We start from the raw sequence: 16897 nt of genomic DNA on the forward strand, positions 1-16897 counted from the left end.
GATTCGGCTGGCTCACCTAGCATCGTTCGTGTCAGGCGATGGGGTCGATCCGGAATCGTTCCACGCCGGATGAGATCAAATGCCCTGCGAGGATCGCAGGGCGCACAAACGAAGCGTTGCCAGTCAAGAGACACCACGAAATCGACGCGCTGCACAATCGAGACCCGTGGCGGCCGGCACGCGAAAACACGATCAAGAGACATTAAAAAAGGAGACGGGATGGAGGCGGCACTTCATGATTCGCGCGTCGGAACGAAAACCGGCGCCGATCGACCCTTGGCCGGTATACGGGTGCTGACAGTCGAGAACTTCATCGCGGCGCCGTTTGCCTCGATGTGGCTGGCGGATGCAGGCGCGGAAGTCGTCAAGATCGAGACGCGCGAGGGCGGCGACTTTGCACGGAGCACGAGCCCGGTCAAACCCGACGCCGACGGCAAGCCGAACGGGCTCGCGTTTCTTCGGACCAATCGAAACAAGAAGAGCGTCACGCTCGATCTCAAACATGAGGAGGGGCGACGCATCTTCCTGGAACTCGCGGCACAGGCCGATGTGGTGATCGAGAACCTGCGGCCCAATGTCATGGACCGGCTCGGGCTCGGGTACGCAGACCTGAGCAAGGTCAATCCGCGCCTGATCTACGGCGCCATCTCCGGCTTCGGGCACGATGACATACTGCCCAGCCCGTACGGCGAGTTCCCCGCGTTCGATATCGTGGGGCAGGCAATGAGCGGGCTCATGTATCGCCCCGAGCGCACCGGAGATCGCCCCACCTATCTGGGCTTCTCGCTTGCCGATATCGAGTGCGGAATCCTGGCGCTCTACGGCGTCGTGCTGGCGCTTCTGCATCGGCAGACTACCGGCAAGGGCAAGAAAATCGATATCTCGATGTACGACGCGTCGCTGATCCTCAACGAAATCTCGGTCACGATGTATTCCGCGACGAAGCGAACCTCACCGCCCGGTGTGCACGCCGTCACCGCGCCGTTCGGAACCTATCGTGCGAAGGACGGCTACATCGTCATTGCGGTGCTAGGTGAACACATCTGGAAGCGGTTCGCGGAAACGATCGGCCGTCCCGAGCTGACGAGCGACCCGAGATTCGCCGACGGCATAGTGCGCAAGCAGCATCTGGACGAGCTGAACGTGGAGATCGATGCGTGGCTGGCCGATCGAACGCGCGAAGCGGCGCTGGCGGCGCTGCGCGCGGGCGGTGTGCCGTGCTCGACCGTCAACGATGTGCCTGATTTGTTCGAATGTCCTCACGTTGCCGCGCGCAAGATGCTCATGACGCTCGACGATCCCGTGTGGGGGCCCATCCAGGTGGCGGGGAACCCGGTCAAGATGTCGGACGTGCCCGAGCCCGAGGCAAAGGCGCCGCCGAGCCTCGGCGAGCACAACGCGGATGTGCTGCACCACTGGCTTGGCATGGACGACGGCGAAATCGGCAGATTGCGGGACATGAACGTGATCTGAGCCCGGTGGCGCGACGACGGGCAACTGCGTCGGTTCAGCGTGGATTGGCGCGCGCAATCATGCCGGAGTCTGCCTGAACCTCGAGACGGCACGGCGACGCGGGCGGATCTGGACGTCGCGTTTCCGATCGAACGGCGCGGGCGCCCCGATTGACGATGCCCCCCCTCCGACATAGTCTTTCGGTTTCGGGCGCTCGATGGAGCCCGGCAGGACGATCATGGAGGTCGAATGACGGGGCTCAGTCTCCACAATCTGACGCGGCGCGTCGACCTGTTCACATTGCGGCTGTTTCTCACCGTCGTGGAAGAGCAGCAGATGCGTCGCGCCGCCGTGAGGGAAAACATCACGCCGTCGGCTGCCACGAGACGCATCCAGGATCTCGAGGAGATTGCCGGCATCGATCTGTTCGAGCGACTGCCGGGCGGCATGGTGCCGAGCCGCGCCGGCGAAGTGCTGGCCCGCCATGTACGCGTGCTGTTCGAGAATCTCGACGTGATGCGCCGGGAGGTCGCCGAGTTTACCGAAGGCGTACGTGGCCATATCCGCATCAGTTCCACCAGCACGATCATCGTTCAGTTCCTGGCGCGGGAAATCGCCGAATTCACGCGGGACTTTCCGCTCGTCGATATCGAGTTGCAGGAGGATGCGAATACGAACGTGGTCGGTGCCGTCGTGACCGGCAAGGCCGATGTGGCCATGTTCTATGCAACCGACGATATCGACCGGGAGGCGCTCGACATCATCGAATACCGCACCGACCGCCTGGTTGCCGTCGTACCGCAGGGGCACCGCCTGGCGGAGCGCGCGAGCGTCACGACACGCGACTTGCTCGAGGAGAACATCATCGGCCTGTCGGCGACGACGTCGATGATGACGCAACTGAAAAACGCCGCATCCGCGCTGGGGCGCGAGCTGGTCGTGAAGTACCGGGTCAACACGATCGAAGCGGCCCGCAGCCTGGTCAAGGCCGGCCTGGGCGTGACGATCCATCCCGAGAGCATGCTGCCGCTCGAAGACTTCAATAAAGTGACGCTCGTCGCGCTGGACGAGCCATGGGCGCTGCGCCATCTTTGCATCGGCACCAAACTCGGCGATTCGCTGCCCGCGGCCACGCGGGCATTCATTGCGCAGTTGACCGACCGCTGATTCCCGTTTCAACGATGCCCATGCCCGCGAAGCACGTGGCAGGGGCCAGCATGTCGTGCACACCTGCGTGCATGGCCGATCTTCCTGCGTTGCGGCAACCGCGCCATCGCTGAGCCGGCGCTCGTGCGGGTGCGGCTTTCCCGCGCATGCGGGCATCGATTCGGATTCGTCGAATCGCCAATTCGGAATCCATCACTTGGCCTGAAAATTTCGTATCCCTATATTTTCATCGAACAAAAGAAAGCCCGGCCTATAACGGGTGTCCATGAATGAAACAGGAGACAACGTGAACGACTCTTCAATTCCGACGCGCAGCGGTCTATTCGTAGTCGCATTGTGCTTTCTGACCATCGCCGTCGACGGCTACGATCTCATCGTCTACGGCGCAACGGTATCGGCGCTTTTTTCCGAACCCGGCTGGGGCCTGACTGCCACGGGAGCGGGAATGATCGGAAGCTGGACCCTGGCAGGGTTGATGCTGGGCTTGTTCGGCGCGGGCTCCCTGTCTGATCGGATCGGGCGACGCAAGCTGATCATGGCCGGCGTGTTCTGGTTTTCGATCGGTTCGCTACTGTGCGCGCTCGCGCATTCGCCGACCCAGTTGGGCATTGCGCGCTTTCTCACGGGCGTCGGGCTCGGGAGTGTCGTGCCTTCATCGGTGGCGCTGACGGTCGAGTATGCACCGAGAAACCGCCGGCAGCTCTACAACGCGCTGGCGCTCTCGGGTTATGCGGTCGGCGGGGTGATTTGTGCGTTGCTGGCCATTTCGCTGCTGGAAAGCCATGGCTGGCGAGTGCTGTATGGCGCCGGAGCACTGTACATCTTCGTCTTGCCCGTGATGGTCTTCTTCCTGCCGGAGTCGGTGAATTTTCTGGTCGATCGCAACCGGATGGACGAGGCGCGCGCACTGGCCACCCGCTATTCGATCGACTTCGATCGCGTGCTTGCCGATCACGAAAGCCAGCGGCAGCTGCATGCCGGTTCCGGGGAACGGCGCGGCTTCAGGCTCGTGATGTCGACGGAATGGCGATCGGCGGTGCTGCTGTTCGCCGTCGTATGCTTCTGCGGTCAGATCGTCGTCTATGGAATGAACGTCTGGCTTCCCACGTTGATGCGCAAGGCCGGCTATCCGCTCGGATCGTCGTTGCACTTCCTGATGGTGATGCAGTTCGGTGCCGTTGCCGGCAATGTGATCGGCGCATGGCTCGCCGATCGGCTGGGTTCCCGGAAGATACTCATTTCGTTCTTCGTCGTGTGCGCGCTGTCATTGCTGGTCATGAGTCAGAAACCCGGTTACACCTGGTTGATGCTTGCGGTGTTCGGTGCGGGACTGGGTTCGATCGGATCGACAACGCTCGGCTATGGCTACATCGCAGCGTACTTCCCCGCCTTGTGCCGCGGCTCGGCGATCGGGACGGCCCAGGGCCTGGGACGGATCGGCTCGGTGCTGGGGCCGATGATCGGCGGATGGGTCGTCGGGTCGAATCTGGGTCATCAATGGAATTTCTACGTATTCGCGATTCCATCCGTGATCGCCGCGGTGATGGTGACGCAGATTCCCAGGGGCACGCGCATGGGTACGCATTACGCGAAGGCGTGACCGGAACGCAGATCGCGACGGACGCGCCGTCGCGACACGATCGCGTTCATGCCGGCCTGACGGATTCGGGTTTCATGCGAAAGCCGGCTTGTCGCCGTCGGTTCCCGGCTTGTTGACGCCGACGTTGTCGCGCATCAGCCGGCCGGGATGTTCGACCAGATCGGCGATCAGGGCGGCCACGCTTTTCCGGGAAACCTCGGTTCCCTTGAACGGCTCATCCCGTGCGGTGATCTCGTAACTCACCTCATCCTTGTCTTGCAGCCATGCTGCACGCAGGATGGTGTAGTCCAGCCCGGATGCCTCGATCAGGTCGGCGGATCTGAGATAAGGCGGCAGATACTGTCCGATTTCCCGGCGGTTCCATTCGCCGAATTTCCCGGGCACTTCGTCATAGATTCCGAGCGAGTTGACGAAGATCAGCCGCTTGACGCCGGTGGCCTTCATCGCCGCCAGGATATGTTCGGTTTGCGTATCCACGTCGCCGGCCAGGTTGGCATACACGACGTCTTGCCCTTCCATGATGCGCGGCAGCAATTTCTTGTCCAGTGCGTCGCCGATCACGACGCTCGCGTTGGCAGGCTCGTTGCCGGCCAGCTTCCTGGGGTCGCGCACGAGGAGCGTTTGCTTGACGCTGCTCTTCACTCCCAGCATCTGTACGGCCCAGCGGGCGATTTGCCCGCTTGCGCCGAGGATCAGTACCTTGGTCATGGTTGTCTTCCGTGTTGTCGAAGCGGGCTCCCCGCGACAAGCGGGGGCGTGTTCGGAGGGAGCGTGTGCCGTTGCGCGGCAGTAAGCGTGCGGACACCGTTCGGGGAACGCCAGTTCGTGCCGGCATGCGAGGGCACCGCGGCGCGCGGTACGCGCTCATCTCGGTGCGATAACCCGGCAGTGAGGGATTACAGGTTTTCCTTGTAGAAAGGAATCAGCTTCGCCAGCGCCTTGCCGACTGGCTCGGGCTTGTCGTACAGATCGTAGTGCGACCAACCTTCGACAACCACCAGTTCCTTCTTCTTCGACGCCGCGCGACCGATGATTTCGCAGCCGTCACGGTAGGCGCCGAACGCACCGACCTGGTCGCCCACCACCACCATCAGCGGCTGGGTGAGCAGCGTTTCGCACAGGTGGAACGCATCCCAGCCCACGGCGACGGCCTGGTGCGAATACATTGCACGGTTCACGCCGTTCGGCGCGCGGCCGCGATCCGAACGATAGTATTCGGTCGCACCATAGACGTCGACTTCCGTCAGACCGGCTTCCTTGGCGGCCTCCGGCGACGGCGGCAGCAGGTCGTCCACGCGCAGGGCGCCGCCGCGCGCTTCCGCCGTGCGCTGCTTGGCCATTGCCTCGAGGGCGGCGATCGGGTCGTAGTTGCTGAAGCCTTCGCGCATCAGGCGGCCGTAGTTGGCGCCCGTTACCGTGCCGACCGCCTTGATGCGGCGCTCGGTCATCGCAGCATTGATCGAATAACCGCCGCCACCGCAGATGCCCAGCACGCCGATGCGGTCTTCGTCGACGTACGGAAGCGTCACGAGGTAATCGCAGACGACGCGGAAATCCTCGACGCGCAACGTCGGATCTTCGATATAACGCGGCTCGCCGCCACTATCGCCTTGAAAGCTGGCATCGAATGCGATGACGACGAAGCCTTCCTTGGCCAGCGCCTCGCCATACACGTTCCCCGACGTCTGCTCCTTGCAGCTGCCGATCGGATGCGCGCTGATGATGGCCGGGTATTTTTTACCTTCATCGAAATTCGGCGGGAAGTAGACGTTGGCGGCGATATCCCAATACACATGCTTGATCTTGACGCTTTTCATGACGGCTCCGTCCACGGGGGAGAGTTGGGTTCGCAAGGCCGATTCGTTCACGGCCGAGCGGCGACGGTTTGAATATAGTGCCGCGATTGGGATGACGGAAGATTGCAATCTGAACTACAGTGGTATTCCCAAATTGACAGTGGTACCGGCATGGATCCCTCATTGCTTCCGTCTCTCGCGTGGTTCGCCCGCGTCGCCCATCATCGCAGTTTCACGAAAGCGGCCGCCGAGGTGGGCGCTTCCCGCGCGAATCTCTCGCAGAACGTGAAGGCGCTCGAGCGTCGGCTGAACGTCAAGCTGCTGTATCGAACGACCCGCGACATGTCGTTGACCGAGGAGGGGCAACGGCTCTACGACGTGTGGTACCCCGCGCTGGTCGCGGTCGAAAGAACCGTGGACGCGTTGCACGACGCGCGTAACGAGCCTTCCGGCCTGATTCGTATGAACACCTCGCGCGTCGCAGCGAAGACATTGATCGAACCGCATCTGGAAGAGTTCAGCACGCGCTTTCCAGGACTCGGTCTCGAACTGGTCATGGACGACAGCCTGGCCAACATCGTGGCGGACGGATGCGATGTCGGCATCCGGATCGGCGAGAGCCTCGCACCGCACATGATTGCCGTTCCCATTACGCCGTCGCTGGAGATGGCGGTGGTCGGCACGCCGGCCTATTTCAAGCGCCATGGCGAACCCGCTACGCCGGCCGATCTGACGGAACACAATTGCCTGCGCTTCCGGCAGGTCAGCGGCGCCATTCATCCGTGGGAGTTCACGTCGCCGGACGAGCCGGGGCATGGGTTCGTGGTGGAGCCGCGGGGAAGCATCACCACCAACGACGACGACGGGATGATCCGGGCAGCGCTGCAGCATGTCGGGCTCATCCAGCACATCGACATCGCCGTGCAGCCGCATCTGAACTCGGGCGCATTGATACGCGTGTTGCGGCCGTGGTGCAAACCGTTCGCGGGCTTTTACGTCTATGCGCCGACCCGGACCCAGATGCCGGCCAAAGTCAGGGCGCTCATCGATTTCCTGGTGGAGAAGCGGGAAGCCATTGCGGTTTCCCGCGTTTGAGAGTCGGCGTTACCCGGTCGTTGACCGTCAACCTGCCGGCTGCCGGAGTGACCCGCGTGACGCGGGCCGGGTGTCGCCCGGCGGACGGCACCATGTACGTGTCCGCTGCCGGACATCGCGTTTCAGGCAACACCATTCATGCACACGCCCGGCTACCTGAGCATGCGCCGGTATGCGTCGTCCATTGCAGGCAACGAAACCGCCCCGAAGTACGGAACGTCGGAACGCGCCGAATTGACACCCGACAGCCGCGCCTCTGTAATCGAAAGCTCAGGGAGGGGAATCGTGCGAGGTCCGTCGCGCGTTTTTCACGGAATGACGACCGCGAACGTACGCACTTGCGACGTTCGACAACCAGAGGCGACGATCATGATCGACGCACTGACCGTCCGGGTCGCGGCGAAACAAGACGAAGCCGCCGACATTTGCAGTTTCGAACTGGTTCACGCGGATGGCCTGCCGCTGCCACCGTTCTCGGCGGGCTCGCATATCGACGTGATCGTGCCCGGCGGGCCGACGCGCCAGTATTCGCTGTGCAACGCGCCCGACGAAACTCATCGGTACCGGATTGCCGTGCTGCGCGACCCGAAATCGCGCGGCGGGTCGGCCGGCATGCACGATTGCGTGAACGCAGGCGACACGCTTGTAATCAGCGCGCCGAGGAATCACTTCGCGCTCGCACATGACGCGACGCTCAGCCTGCTTCTGGCAGGCGGTATCGGCGTGACGCCGATGCTCTGCATGGCGGAACGGCTGGCGCGCATCGATGCGCCGTTCAAGATGCATTACTGCACGCGCTCACGCTCGCGCACGGCCTTTCTCGACCACATCGCGCGCGCAACCTATGCCAGCCGGGTGCAGGTTCATTTCGACGACGAAGGCGAAAACCAGCGCTTCGATATCGCGGCACGGCTCGCGGCTCCCGCGCCCGGCACGCACCTGTACGTATGCGGCCCGAAGGGGTTCATGGACGCCGTGCTGACCACCGCGCGTGCGAGCGGATGGCCGGAAGCGCAACTGCACTACGAGTTCTTCGCGGCCGACGCGCGACAGACCGATCGGGATGGCCGCTTCGAAGTCGAGATAGCAAGCTCGGGCAGGGTGATCGTCGTCGAGAAGAACGAATCGGTCGTGCGGGCACTTGCGAAGGCCGGCATCGCGATCGAGACGTCGTGCGAGCAGGGCGTGTGCGGGACGTGCGCGACCCGCGTGCTCGCGGGCGAACCCGAGCATTTCGATCTCTGCCTGACGCCCGACGAACGCGCGGCGAACGACCAGTTCCTGCCGTGCTGTTCGCGGTCGAAATCCGCGCGTCTGGTTCTCGATCTGTAACGAGCGTGTGTCGACGGCCGGTTCCGGCGCGTCGAACCGGATGCGAAATGCAGTGCGCCGCGCGAACCCGCCGCGAGATCTGCGGCGGATTCGTGCGGCGCGGTACGTCGACACGGCGACCGGAGTCGCCGCGATGCGTCAGAACTTGTGTCGCATCGCGATGCGAAGCGCGACCTGGTGATTGGACGTCGACGGCGTCAACTGGTTGATCGACGCGACCGCGCTGCGGCCGGTCGAATCGGTTCCGCTTGCACGCTGATAGGTGCCGACGAAGTAGAGGTCCGTGCGTTTCGACAGGAAGTAGTCGGCGCCGACCGAGGCCTGGTTGTAGTGGGCGCCCCCGGTCGCATCGGCGCCGCTGTTCTTCGTATAGACATAGTTCGCGCCGACGATCAACGCCGGCGTGATCTGATACTTCACGTTCAGCTCCGCGTTGTTGAATTTCGCGGTGCCGCCGATCCCGCCGGCCGGCACGGGGCCCGACGTGGTATCGCCGAGATGACGGAACTGCGTATTCGAATACGTCGCGCCCAACGTCAGCGAACCGATCGTATAGGCCGCGCCTGTGCCGATCACCTGCAAGGTATGCGCCGATGCATACCCCGATATCACCGGCGACGCACCGAAGTTCGAGCCGGGCACTTCGTTGACCGTCGCGGCGACGGTTCCCCCCGATCCGTAGAAGGACGTATTCGGGTTCCGCACGTTGAGGTAGCCCGCGCCCAGCGACAGCGGGCCGTTCGCGTAGCTGGCACCGGCCGACCAGATCTGGTTGCGCCCGGTACGGCCCGGCACGCCGCCCAGCGAATAGAGCGCGGTTGCGGTCACCCCGTGAAATACCGGGCTGGTGTACTTGATCGCGTTGTTGACGCGGTTGGTATTGTTGAAGTTGTCGTTGTCGGACGGGTGGGCGGCCAGGTAGCCGCCCCATTGATCGCCCGCCTCGAGCAGGCCGACCGAATCGACGACGGAATCGTATTGACGCCCGAGGGTAACGACACCGTACGGGCCGGACAGCCCGACATAGACCTGCCGGCCGAATTCGAGACCGCCCTGGCCGAGCTTGCCGGTATTGACGTCAAAGCCGTTTTCCATCACGGCGACCACGCCGTAGCCGCCGCCGAGATCTTCCTTCACGCGCAAGCCCCAGCGGCTTCCGTTCAGCACGCCGCTCGCGAGACTGTAGAGGTGATTGCCGGATGCGTTGCTGACGTAGTTGATCCCTTCGTCGAGGATCCCGTACAACTGCACGCTGCTCTGCGCATGTACCGTGCCGCTGACGCAACCCACCGCTGCGCAAAGCGCAATCGTCTTTTTCATTGACTGTCTCCAAATTTCTTCTGAATTTACGTGTCGTGACGCAGCCATCAGCGGGATGGGTCAATGATTCGTATAGCTAATCGATAAGGATCGACGGATATCCTTCACCAGCGACCTCTTCGTCCGGCTCGACCGAACCTGCAACGTCCCGCTTCAGCAACGTTCGGTGATTAGATGCGTGGCCGATATCACCGTCAATCGATCGGGCGATCCGATTCCGCGCAGTGAAACTGGCGTGGCGCGAGGCCCTGCGGCCAGCGTAGAGACCCTTAAGGGTAAAGCCGCAGCGCGCGCGTTCGATCACGGTTGTTGGCGATCATGCGGCGTTGCCTGCGATATGTCGGGGACGATGTGGAGGAGGTCGATCGCCTGCGGCGATCGTGATCGCAGGCGAACGCATGCACCCGATCGATCGTGGAAGGGGATCGAAACCGTCGTTACTTCACGAGGTGAATTCTTCTTCCTGATTCGGTGGATGTCGACGGCGTATCGATGCGCACGGAGCCGCCGCCTTCGACGTTTTCCTTTGCGATCCGCATCGCCTGGTCGAACTGCGTGCCGGTGGCGACGTGACGATGATCGACGCTGACCAGCCATCCGCGTCCGCTGTGGCACCAGCGTATCCGCCGTTCGTCGAGCAACGCGGCGAACCATCGCCACAGCGCGGCGTCTTCCGCATTGGCGCTGTCGCGCGCGGCGGCGCGCGCGCCCATCATGCTCGATAAGTAGTTCTCGGTTCGTCGCTTCTGCATTGTCTGAGCCTCGCGATGAGCCAGGCTGGCCCGTCGATTCCGGCATCGCGTCGCACCGGTCGCCGACGCGGCCGCCTTTGACCACGCGTTCGACCGGAACCCGACCATGCCGTAGCATCAACAGTGTCGGTTCGCTTATCGCGACGTCAATACCGCTCGCCCGATGATTCCGTACTTCGGAAAGCGTGCCGGGAATGTGGAATCGGTCCTGCCGGACGGATCATGCTTGCCGGACGAAAAAGCCCGACGCCTGCGTTCCGACGTACGGAACAACCGCCGGCCGCGCCTTGACGCTCCCCGGTACGCCGCACACGATGAATGCCGATGACCGTCGCATCGTCCGGCAACCGGGCGCGTTCCGGAACAGACGCCTGTCCGGATGGCCCGTCGATACGCAGGCGCGACGCACGAGAACTTCAATCCGTCACGACGACGCATCCGGATGACTTGAACGACGCCGGAGCATGCGACGTGACATTCGACCTTGTTCGCTCATGAACCACGCAGAACTCGCAATTCCGGGCGGTTCGGCCGATGCTCGCCAGGGCGGCGACTGCCGCGCACTCTCCACGCTCATTCGTCCCGGCGATACGGTGATGTGGGGCCAGTCGCACGCCGAGCCGGTGACGCTGATGCACGCGCTGGTCGCCCAGCGGCACGACCTGAAACGGATTCGACTCTTTCTCGGCATCGGCCTCGCCGACATACTCGCGCCCGAACATGCCGACGCATTCGATTTCCTCGCCTATTGCGGCAGCGGCGCGAACCGCAAGCTCGCGCGCGCAAACGTGCTCGACATTCTCCCCGCGCACTATTCGCAACTGCCGGAACTGATCCGCAGCGGCGCGTTGCGGATCGACGTCGTGATGCTGCAGGTCTCGCCGCCGGACGAACAAGGCCGCCACAGCCTCGGGCTTGCACGCGAATACCTGGTCGAAGCGGTGAAGCATGCGCGGGCGATCGTCGCGGAAGTGCACCCCGACGTGCCATGGACCTACGGCGGGCCCTACCTGCGCGCAGCCGACATCGATTTGCTGGTGACGTCGGACGCGTCGTTCCCGGACGCCGTATCGACAGCGTCCGGGCCAGTGGAACAGGCGATCGGGCAGCACGTCGCGTCGCTCGTGGAAGACGGCGCGACGCTGCAGACGGGCATCGGCGCGATTCCGGATGCGGTGATGGCCGCGCTTCACGACAAGCGCGACCTGGGCGTGCACAGCGGCAGCATCGGCGACGGCATCGCGACGCTGTGCGAAGCCGGCATCGTGACGAATGCGCGCAAGACGATCGACACGGGCATCACCGTCGGCGGAGTCATCATCGGCTCCGCGCACGTGCGCCGTTTCGCGCATCGCAATCCTGCGCTCGAATTGCGCGGTACCGAATACACGCACAACCCGCACGTGCTGCGCAGGATCGACCGCTTCGTCGCGATCAATTCGGCGGTGGAGGTCGACCTGACGGGGCAGATCAACGCCGAGGTCGCCGCCGGCACCTACGTCGGTGCGATCGGTGGCGTCGCCGATTTCCTGCGCGCGGCGCAGGCCAGCCGCGGCGGCGTGCCGATCGTTGCGCTGCCGTCCACCGCGAGCGCGCACAGCCGCATCGTGACCCGGCTGTCGGGCCCCGTCACGGTGCCGCGCAGCGATGCGTGCGTGATCGTCACCGAATACGGGATCGCCGATTTGCGCGGCCTGTCGCTCGCGCAGCGCATTCCGAAGATGATTGCCATCGCCCATCCCGATCATCGCGAGCGGCTGGAGCGCGACGCCCACGCGCTCGGCTGAGCGGCACCGCGCGACGCACCGCCTCCCGCGCGACCCGCCGTTTCGATCCGCCCGAAGTGCCGATTCGATTAATCGAAATTGGACGGATCGCCCGACACGCGTACCCTGAAAACAAAATATTCACGGAGACGATCAAGATGGGCAATGCAAAGGGGCCGCTTGCGGGAATCAGGATCGTGGAACTGGGCGGCGTCGGGCCGGTGCCGTTCTGCTGCATGCTGCTGTCGGATCTCGGCGCGGACGTCATCCGTATCGACCGCCCGCCGGGTTACGACGGCGGCCAGCCGGGCGACCCGCGCTTCAACCTGCTGAACCGTGGGCGACGCAGCGCGGCATTCGACCTGAAGAAGCGGGAAGCGACCGACGCGGTGCTGAAGCTGGTCGCCCGCGCCGATGCGCTGGTCGAAGGGTTTCGCCCGGGCGTCGCGGAGAAGCTGGGCCTCGGTCCGGACGCGTGCCTCGCGGCCAACCCGGCGCTCGTCTACGGCCGCATGACCGGCTGGGGGCAGGACGGCCCGCTCGCGCAGGCGCCGGGCCACGACATCAACTACATCTCGCTGAGCGGCGTGCTGCATGCGGTCGGCACGGCAGGCGGCCCGCCGGTGATCCCGCTCAACCTGGCCGGCGATTTCGGCGGCGGCTCGCTCTATCTCGCGCTCGGCGTGGTGTCGGCGCTGCTCGAGAGCCGGCGCTCGGGACAAGGGCAGGTCGTGGACGCCGCGATGGTCGACGGTTCGGCGTCGCTGATGACGCTCTTCTACGGCATGTTCGCGAGCGGGTACTGGAAGGACGAGCGCGGCAGCAATCGGCTCGACTCCGGCGCGCCCTGGTACAACGTGTACGAGACGAAGGACGGCCGCTGGGTCAGCGTCGGATCGAACGAAGCACGCTTCTGGCGCAATACGCTGGCGTTGCTCGGCCTGCCCGAAGACGACATGCCGGATCAGCACGACCGCACGCGATGGCCCGAGGTCCATGCGAAATTTGCCGCGATCTTCCGCACGCGCACGCGCGACGAATGGTGCGCGCTTACGGAAGGCCGCGATGTCTGCATCGCGCCGGTGATGTCGCTGACGGAAGCGCCGACCCATCCGCACCTGCGCGCACGGCAGACGTTCGTCGAGCGCGACGGCGTCGTGCAACCGGCGCCGGCGCCGCGCTTCAGCCGCACGCCCGGCGCGATCCAGTCGTCGCCCGCGCGGCCCGGCGAGCATACCGACGCCGTGCTCGGCGACTGGGGATTCACGCCCGCGGAACTCGCGACGCTGCACGAAACCGGCGCGATCGCGTGACCTGAACGCAGCAAGCCGCCGATGTCGCAAGCGCCCGCACGGCGTGCGGGTGCGATCCCGCCGTTCTCCCGCCGAACCTCCTGCCGGATCTCATCGATCCCCGCGCAGCGCCTGAGCGTCACGCGTCGCCGCACGCCAGTTGCATGCCCATTCTTCACGTCAAGATCACGTCGGCGATCAGCGCCGCGCTGTCGTTCGCACCCGCGCCGAACCGCACTTCGACATTTTCGAATCGTCGCTTCAGAAATGGCCAGTTGGTTCGAAACGCATGAGGCCCTAAGCTCAATTCCACGACGAACAGCGCGCCTGCCTGAGCAGACGCCGATAACTGGAGCGAAGACAAATGGCTAACTTTCTCGACGAATCGCAGACCATGTGGCTCGACACCGTGAACAAGTTCATGGACAACGAGATCACGGTCGAATACGTGCGCAAGTGCGACATGAATCGCGACTACCCGTACGAGGCCTATGAAAAGATTGCGAAGCAGGGCTGGCTCGGCCTGCTGATTCCCGAGGAAGAGGGCGGCTCGGGCGGCGACATCTTCGATTATTCGTTGATGGCCGAAGGCCTCGGCAAGTTCGGTTTCGACTTCGCGTGCTCGGTGCTGGTGCCGACGTTCACGGCGATGAACATCACCAAGTTCGGCACGCCGGAGCAGAAGAAAAAGTACGTGCAGGCGTTCATCGACGGCAAGATCCGCTTCTCGGTGTCGATCTCCGAACCCGATGCGGGTTCCGATGCGGCGAACACGAAAACGCGCGCACGCCGCGACGCCAACGGCGACTGGATCGTCAGCGGCCAGAAGCTCTGGTGCAGTGGCGCGGCCGCGAAGGACACCGTGATCGCGATGCTGGTGCGCACCAGCACGGACGACAAGCATAAGGGCCTGTCGGTGCTGCTGATCCCGAACGACACGCCGGGCGTGGTGATCAACAAGCTGCCGACGCTGTCGCGCCATGCGACGGGCACGACCGAAATCTTCCTCGACGAAGTGCGCGTGCCGGCCGATGCGCTGCTGGGCGAAGAGGGGCAGGGCTGGAAGATCATCACCGAACACCTCGAACTCGAGCGTTGCGCGGTGGCGGCAGCTTACACGGGCAATGCCCAGCAGGCCGTGACGACGGCCACGCGCTACGCGCACGACCGCATCCAGTTCGACCATCAGCTGTACGACTTCCAGGTGATCCGCCACCTGCTCGCCGACTGCCAGACCAAGGTCGATGCAGCGCGCCTGCTGTGCTATCGCGCGGCGCGGATGGCGGCCGATCACGTACCGTGCAGCCGCGAGGTATCGATGGCGAAGCTGTACGGCTCGGAAACGCTGAAGGAATGCGCGCTGGCCGGCATGCAGATTCTCGGCGGCTACGCAAACCTGCCGGAAGCCGACATGGAACGTTACCTGCGCGAAAGCATTCAATCGACGATCGGCGGCGGTACGTCGCAGATCCAGCGCACGATCATCGCGAAGTCGATGCGCCAGTAACGGGCCGACGAATCTTCAATCGGCGCGGCACGCTTGCCGCCGCGCCGGACCCAGCCAACCAAGCAATCAGGAGACACCGCCATGAGCGGCATCAACAACAGCGTCAACATCCCGCTCGACGAGCTCGAAGTCGGCCAGAAATTCCGTTCGCCCGGACGCACCGTGACCGAGAGCGACGTCGTGATGTTCTGCATGTTCACCGGCAACTGGATCGAGATCCACTCGAACAAGGAATACGCGGAGAAAACCCGCTGGGGCGAGCGCATCGTGCAGGGCATGCTGACGTTCTCGCTGATCTCCGGCCTGCTGCAGTTCGGCCCGGCGATCCAGGCAAACTACGGCGTCGACAAGATGCGCTTCCTGAACCCGGTGAAGATCGGCGACACCGTCTACGCGACCGCCGAAGTCATCGCGAAGAAGGAAAAAGACGACAAGTTCGGCGTCGGCACGATGCTGATCCAGGCATACAACCAGCGCGGCGAAGTCGTGCAGCGCAGCGAATGGAGCCTGCTGATGCTGCGCAAGCGCGCCGACCTCGACGCGCTGATCGCCGAAGCACAGCCCGAGTTCAAGGTCTGAGGAGCCCCGCCATGACTCCTCGTCCGGTTGCGGCGATCGTCGGCATGGGCGATGCCTACGCGTCGCGCGCGAATTGCAAGGACCCGCTGCAGTTGGCCGCCGAGGCGACGCTCAATGCGCTCGCCGACGCGGGCATCGGCAAGGACCAGGTCGATGCGGTATTCACGGGCCGCTCGCCGTGGGCCGACAAGCGTTCGCAGTGGAGCAACATCTTCATCTCGCACATGCAGATGCCGGTGACGCTCACGAGCGAGCTGACGATGCACGGCGCCGGCCTGACGTCGACACTCGCGGTCGCGTCGCAGATGATCGCCGCCGGCCGCGCGGAATACGTGCTGTGCCTGCAGAGCGACGCGACCGAGCTGTTCGTCGACGCGGTCGCGATGGGCGCGGAAGCCGACGCGGATCCGCAGTTCGAGATTCCGTACGGCCCGACGATTCCGGCGCTCTATGCGCAGGCCGCGCAGCGCTACTTTCACGAGTTCGGCATCACCGAGGACGATCTCGCCGATGTCGCGATCGCGAACCAGCGCTGGGGCCGCCATCATCCGCACGCGGCGAAAGCTAAGTTCGGCGAGATCGACCGTGCGACGGTGCTGTCGTCGCCGTACGTGGCGACGCCGCTGCGTCGCTGGATGTGCTCGACGTGGGGCGGCGGCACCGGTGGGGCGCTGATCGTGACGTCGCCGGAGAACGCGCGCCACGCACGCGATCCGGTGTACCTGCTCGGCTACGGATCGGCCACGACCCACGAATACCTGACCGACCGGATGAACCTGCGCCACTGCCGGTTCGACAGCCTGGGCGCACAGCCGAACCTGACGACCACGGCGACCGCCGAGGCGGCACGGCAGGCCTACGCGATGTCGGGGCTGTCGCCGGCCGACATCGACATGGCGCAGATCTCGGTGAACTTCGCGCATATGGGGCCGATCGTGATGGAGGACCTGGGCTTCGCGAAAAAGGGGCGCGGCATCGATCTCTATCGAGAAGGCCGTACCGGCGTCGACGGCGATCTGCCGACCGACACCAACGGCGGCTGGCTGTCGTTCGGGCAGCCGGGCATCTCGTGCAACATGGACAGCATCGTCGAGGCTGTCCGGCAATTGCGCGGGCAGGCGCTCGGGCTCGCGCCGGCCCGCCGCCCGGAAACCGTGCTGGTGCAGGGTGCGGGCGGGATGCTGGCCGCCGGCGCGGTGCTGCTGCTGTCGTCCGCAACGTGATATCTGACCGGAGCAT

Annotated in this window: 15 protein-coding genes; 10 read left to right on the plus strand and 5 right to left on the minus strand. The window is 64.2% G+C overall.

What is annotated here, in order from left to right; genetic code table 11:
• The first annotated feature begins 219 nt into the window (after positions 1–219).
• The 3 genes from OHZ10_RS34085 (at position 220) to OHZ10_RS34095 (ending at position 4219) form a co-directional block, all read left to right on the plus strand.
• The gene (locus OHZ10_RS34085) at positions 220–1473 is read left to right on the plus strand and encodes a CaiB/BaiF CoA transferase family protein (protein WP_256087403.1); all 1254 of its coding nucleotides are present in this window, start codon (positions 220–222) and stop codon (positions 1471–1473) included.
• A 228-nt stretch (positions 1474–1701) separates the two neighbouring features.
• Entirely contained in the window at positions 1702–2619 is a 918-nt protein-coding gene (locus OHZ10_RS34090; protein ID WP_342706386.1) for a LysR family transcriptional regulator, read from the plus strand.
• Positions 2620–2905: 286 nt separating this feature from the next.
• Positions 2906–4219, plus strand: a complete 1314-nt coding sequence (locus OHZ10_RS34095) for an MFS transporter (protein WP_059242460.1) — start codon at positions 2906–2908, stop codon at positions 4217–4219.
• 72 nt (positions 4220–4291) lie between these two features.
• Here the strand turns inward: OHZ10_RS34095 and OHZ10_RS34100 are convergent, their stop codons facing one another.
• The gene (locus OHZ10_RS34100; protein ID WP_342706387.1) at positions 4292–4927 is read right to left on the minus strand and encodes an SDR family oxidoreductase; all 636 of its coding nucleotides are present in this window, start codon (positions 4925–4927) and stop codon (positions 4292–4294) included.
• 188 nt (positions 4928–5115) lie between these two features.
• A complete protein-coding gene (locus tag OHZ10_RS34105; RefSeq protein WP_342706388.1) occupies positions 5116–6036 on the minus strand; it encodes an alpha/beta hydrolase in 921 nt (306 codons plus the stop codon).
• A gap of 150 nt (positions 6037–6186) precedes the next feature.
• On the opposite strand from OHZ10_RS34105, the gene OHZ10_RS34110 reads away from it, so the two are divergent.
• Positions 6187–7110, plus strand: coding sequence for a LysR family transcriptional regulator (locus OHZ10_RS34110; protein WP_256087406.1), 924 nt, complete (start codon positions 6187–6189; stop codon positions 7108–7110).
• A 369-nt stretch (positions 7111–7479) separates the two neighbouring features.
• The gene (locus OHZ10_RS34115) at positions 7480–8442 is read left to right on the plus strand and encodes a PDR/VanB family oxidoreductase (RefSeq protein WP_342706389.1); all 963 of its coding nucleotides are present in this window, start codon (positions 7480–7482) and stop codon (positions 8440–8442) included.
• A gap of 138 nt (positions 8443–8580) precedes the next feature.
• Here the strand turns inward: OHZ10_RS34115 and OHZ10_RS34120 are convergent, their stop codons facing one another.
• Positions 8581–9762: a porin gene (locus tag OHZ10_RS34120; RefSeq protein ID WP_342706390.1), complete on the minus strand. Its 1182-nt coding sequence runs from the start codon at positions 9760–9762 to the stop codon at positions 8581–8583.
• Between the two features lie 437 nt (positions 9763–10199).
• Entirely contained in the window at positions 10200–10514 is a 315-nt protein-coding gene (locus OHZ10_RS34125) for a hypothetical protein (protein ID WP_063805295.1), read from the minus strand.
• Between the two features lie 494 nt (positions 10515–11008).
• Here OHZ10_RS34125 and OHZ10_RS34130 point away from each other — a divergent pair, with 494 nt between their 5' ends.
• Together OHZ10_RS34130 and OHZ10_RS34135 are read left to right on the plus strand one after the other, a co-directional pair.
• The gene (locus tag OHZ10_RS34130; RefSeq protein WP_342706391.1) at positions 11009–12301 is read left to right on the plus strand and encodes an acetyl-CoA hydrolase/transferase family protein; all 1293 of its coding nucleotides are present in this window, start codon (positions 11009–11011) and stop codon (positions 12299–12301) included.
• A gap of 137 nt (positions 12302–12438) precedes the next feature.
• Positions 12439–13593 carry a CaiB/BaiF CoA transferase family protein gene (locus tag OHZ10_RS34135; protein ID WP_059241741.1) on the plus strand — a complete coding sequence of 385 codons (1155 nt, stop codon included), beginning with the start codon at positions 12439–12441 and terminating at the stop codon, positions 13591–13593.
• Positions 13594–13747: 154 nt separating this feature from the next.
• Here the strand turns inward: OHZ10_RS34135 and OHZ10_RS34140 are convergent, their stop codons facing one another.
• On the minus strand, positions 13748–13936 hold the full coding sequence (locus OHZ10_RS34140) for a hypothetical protein (protein WP_059241743.1): 189 nt from the start codon (positions 13934–13936) through the stop codon (positions 13748–13750).
• Here OHZ10_RS34140 and OHZ10_RS34145 point away from each other — a divergent pair, their 5' ends adjacent.
• The 3 genes from OHZ10_RS34145 (at position 13937) to OHZ10_RS34155 (ending at position 16881) form a co-directional block, all read left to right on the plus strand.
• The gene (locus tag OHZ10_RS34145) at positions 13937–15079 is read left to right on the plus strand and encodes an acyl-CoA dehydrogenase family protein (protein ID WP_059241745.1); all 1143 of its coding nucleotides are present in this window, start codon (positions 13937–13939) and stop codon (positions 15077–15079) included. It begins immediately after the preceding gene.
• An 81-nt stretch (positions 15080–15160) separates the two neighbouring features.
• On the plus strand, positions 15161–15658 hold the full coding sequence (locus tag OHZ10_RS34150; protein WP_059241747.1) for a MaoC/PaaZ C-terminal domain-containing protein: 498 nt from the start codon (positions 15161–15163) through the stop codon (positions 15656–15658).
• A gap of 11 nt (positions 15659–15669) precedes the next feature.
• The gene (locus OHZ10_RS34155; protein ID WP_342706392.1) at positions 15670–16881 is read left to right on the plus strand and encodes a thiolase family protein; all 1212 of its coding nucleotides are present in this window, start codon (positions 15670–15672) and stop codon (positions 16879–16881) included.
• Positions 16882–16897 lie beyond the last annotated feature (16 nt).

Origin of the sequence: Burkholderia arboris (assembly GCF_038723655.1) — a bacterium.
Taxonomy (GTDB): Bacteria; Pseudomonadota; Gammaproteobacteria; order Burkholderiales; family Burkholderiaceae; genus Burkholderia; species Burkholderia arboris.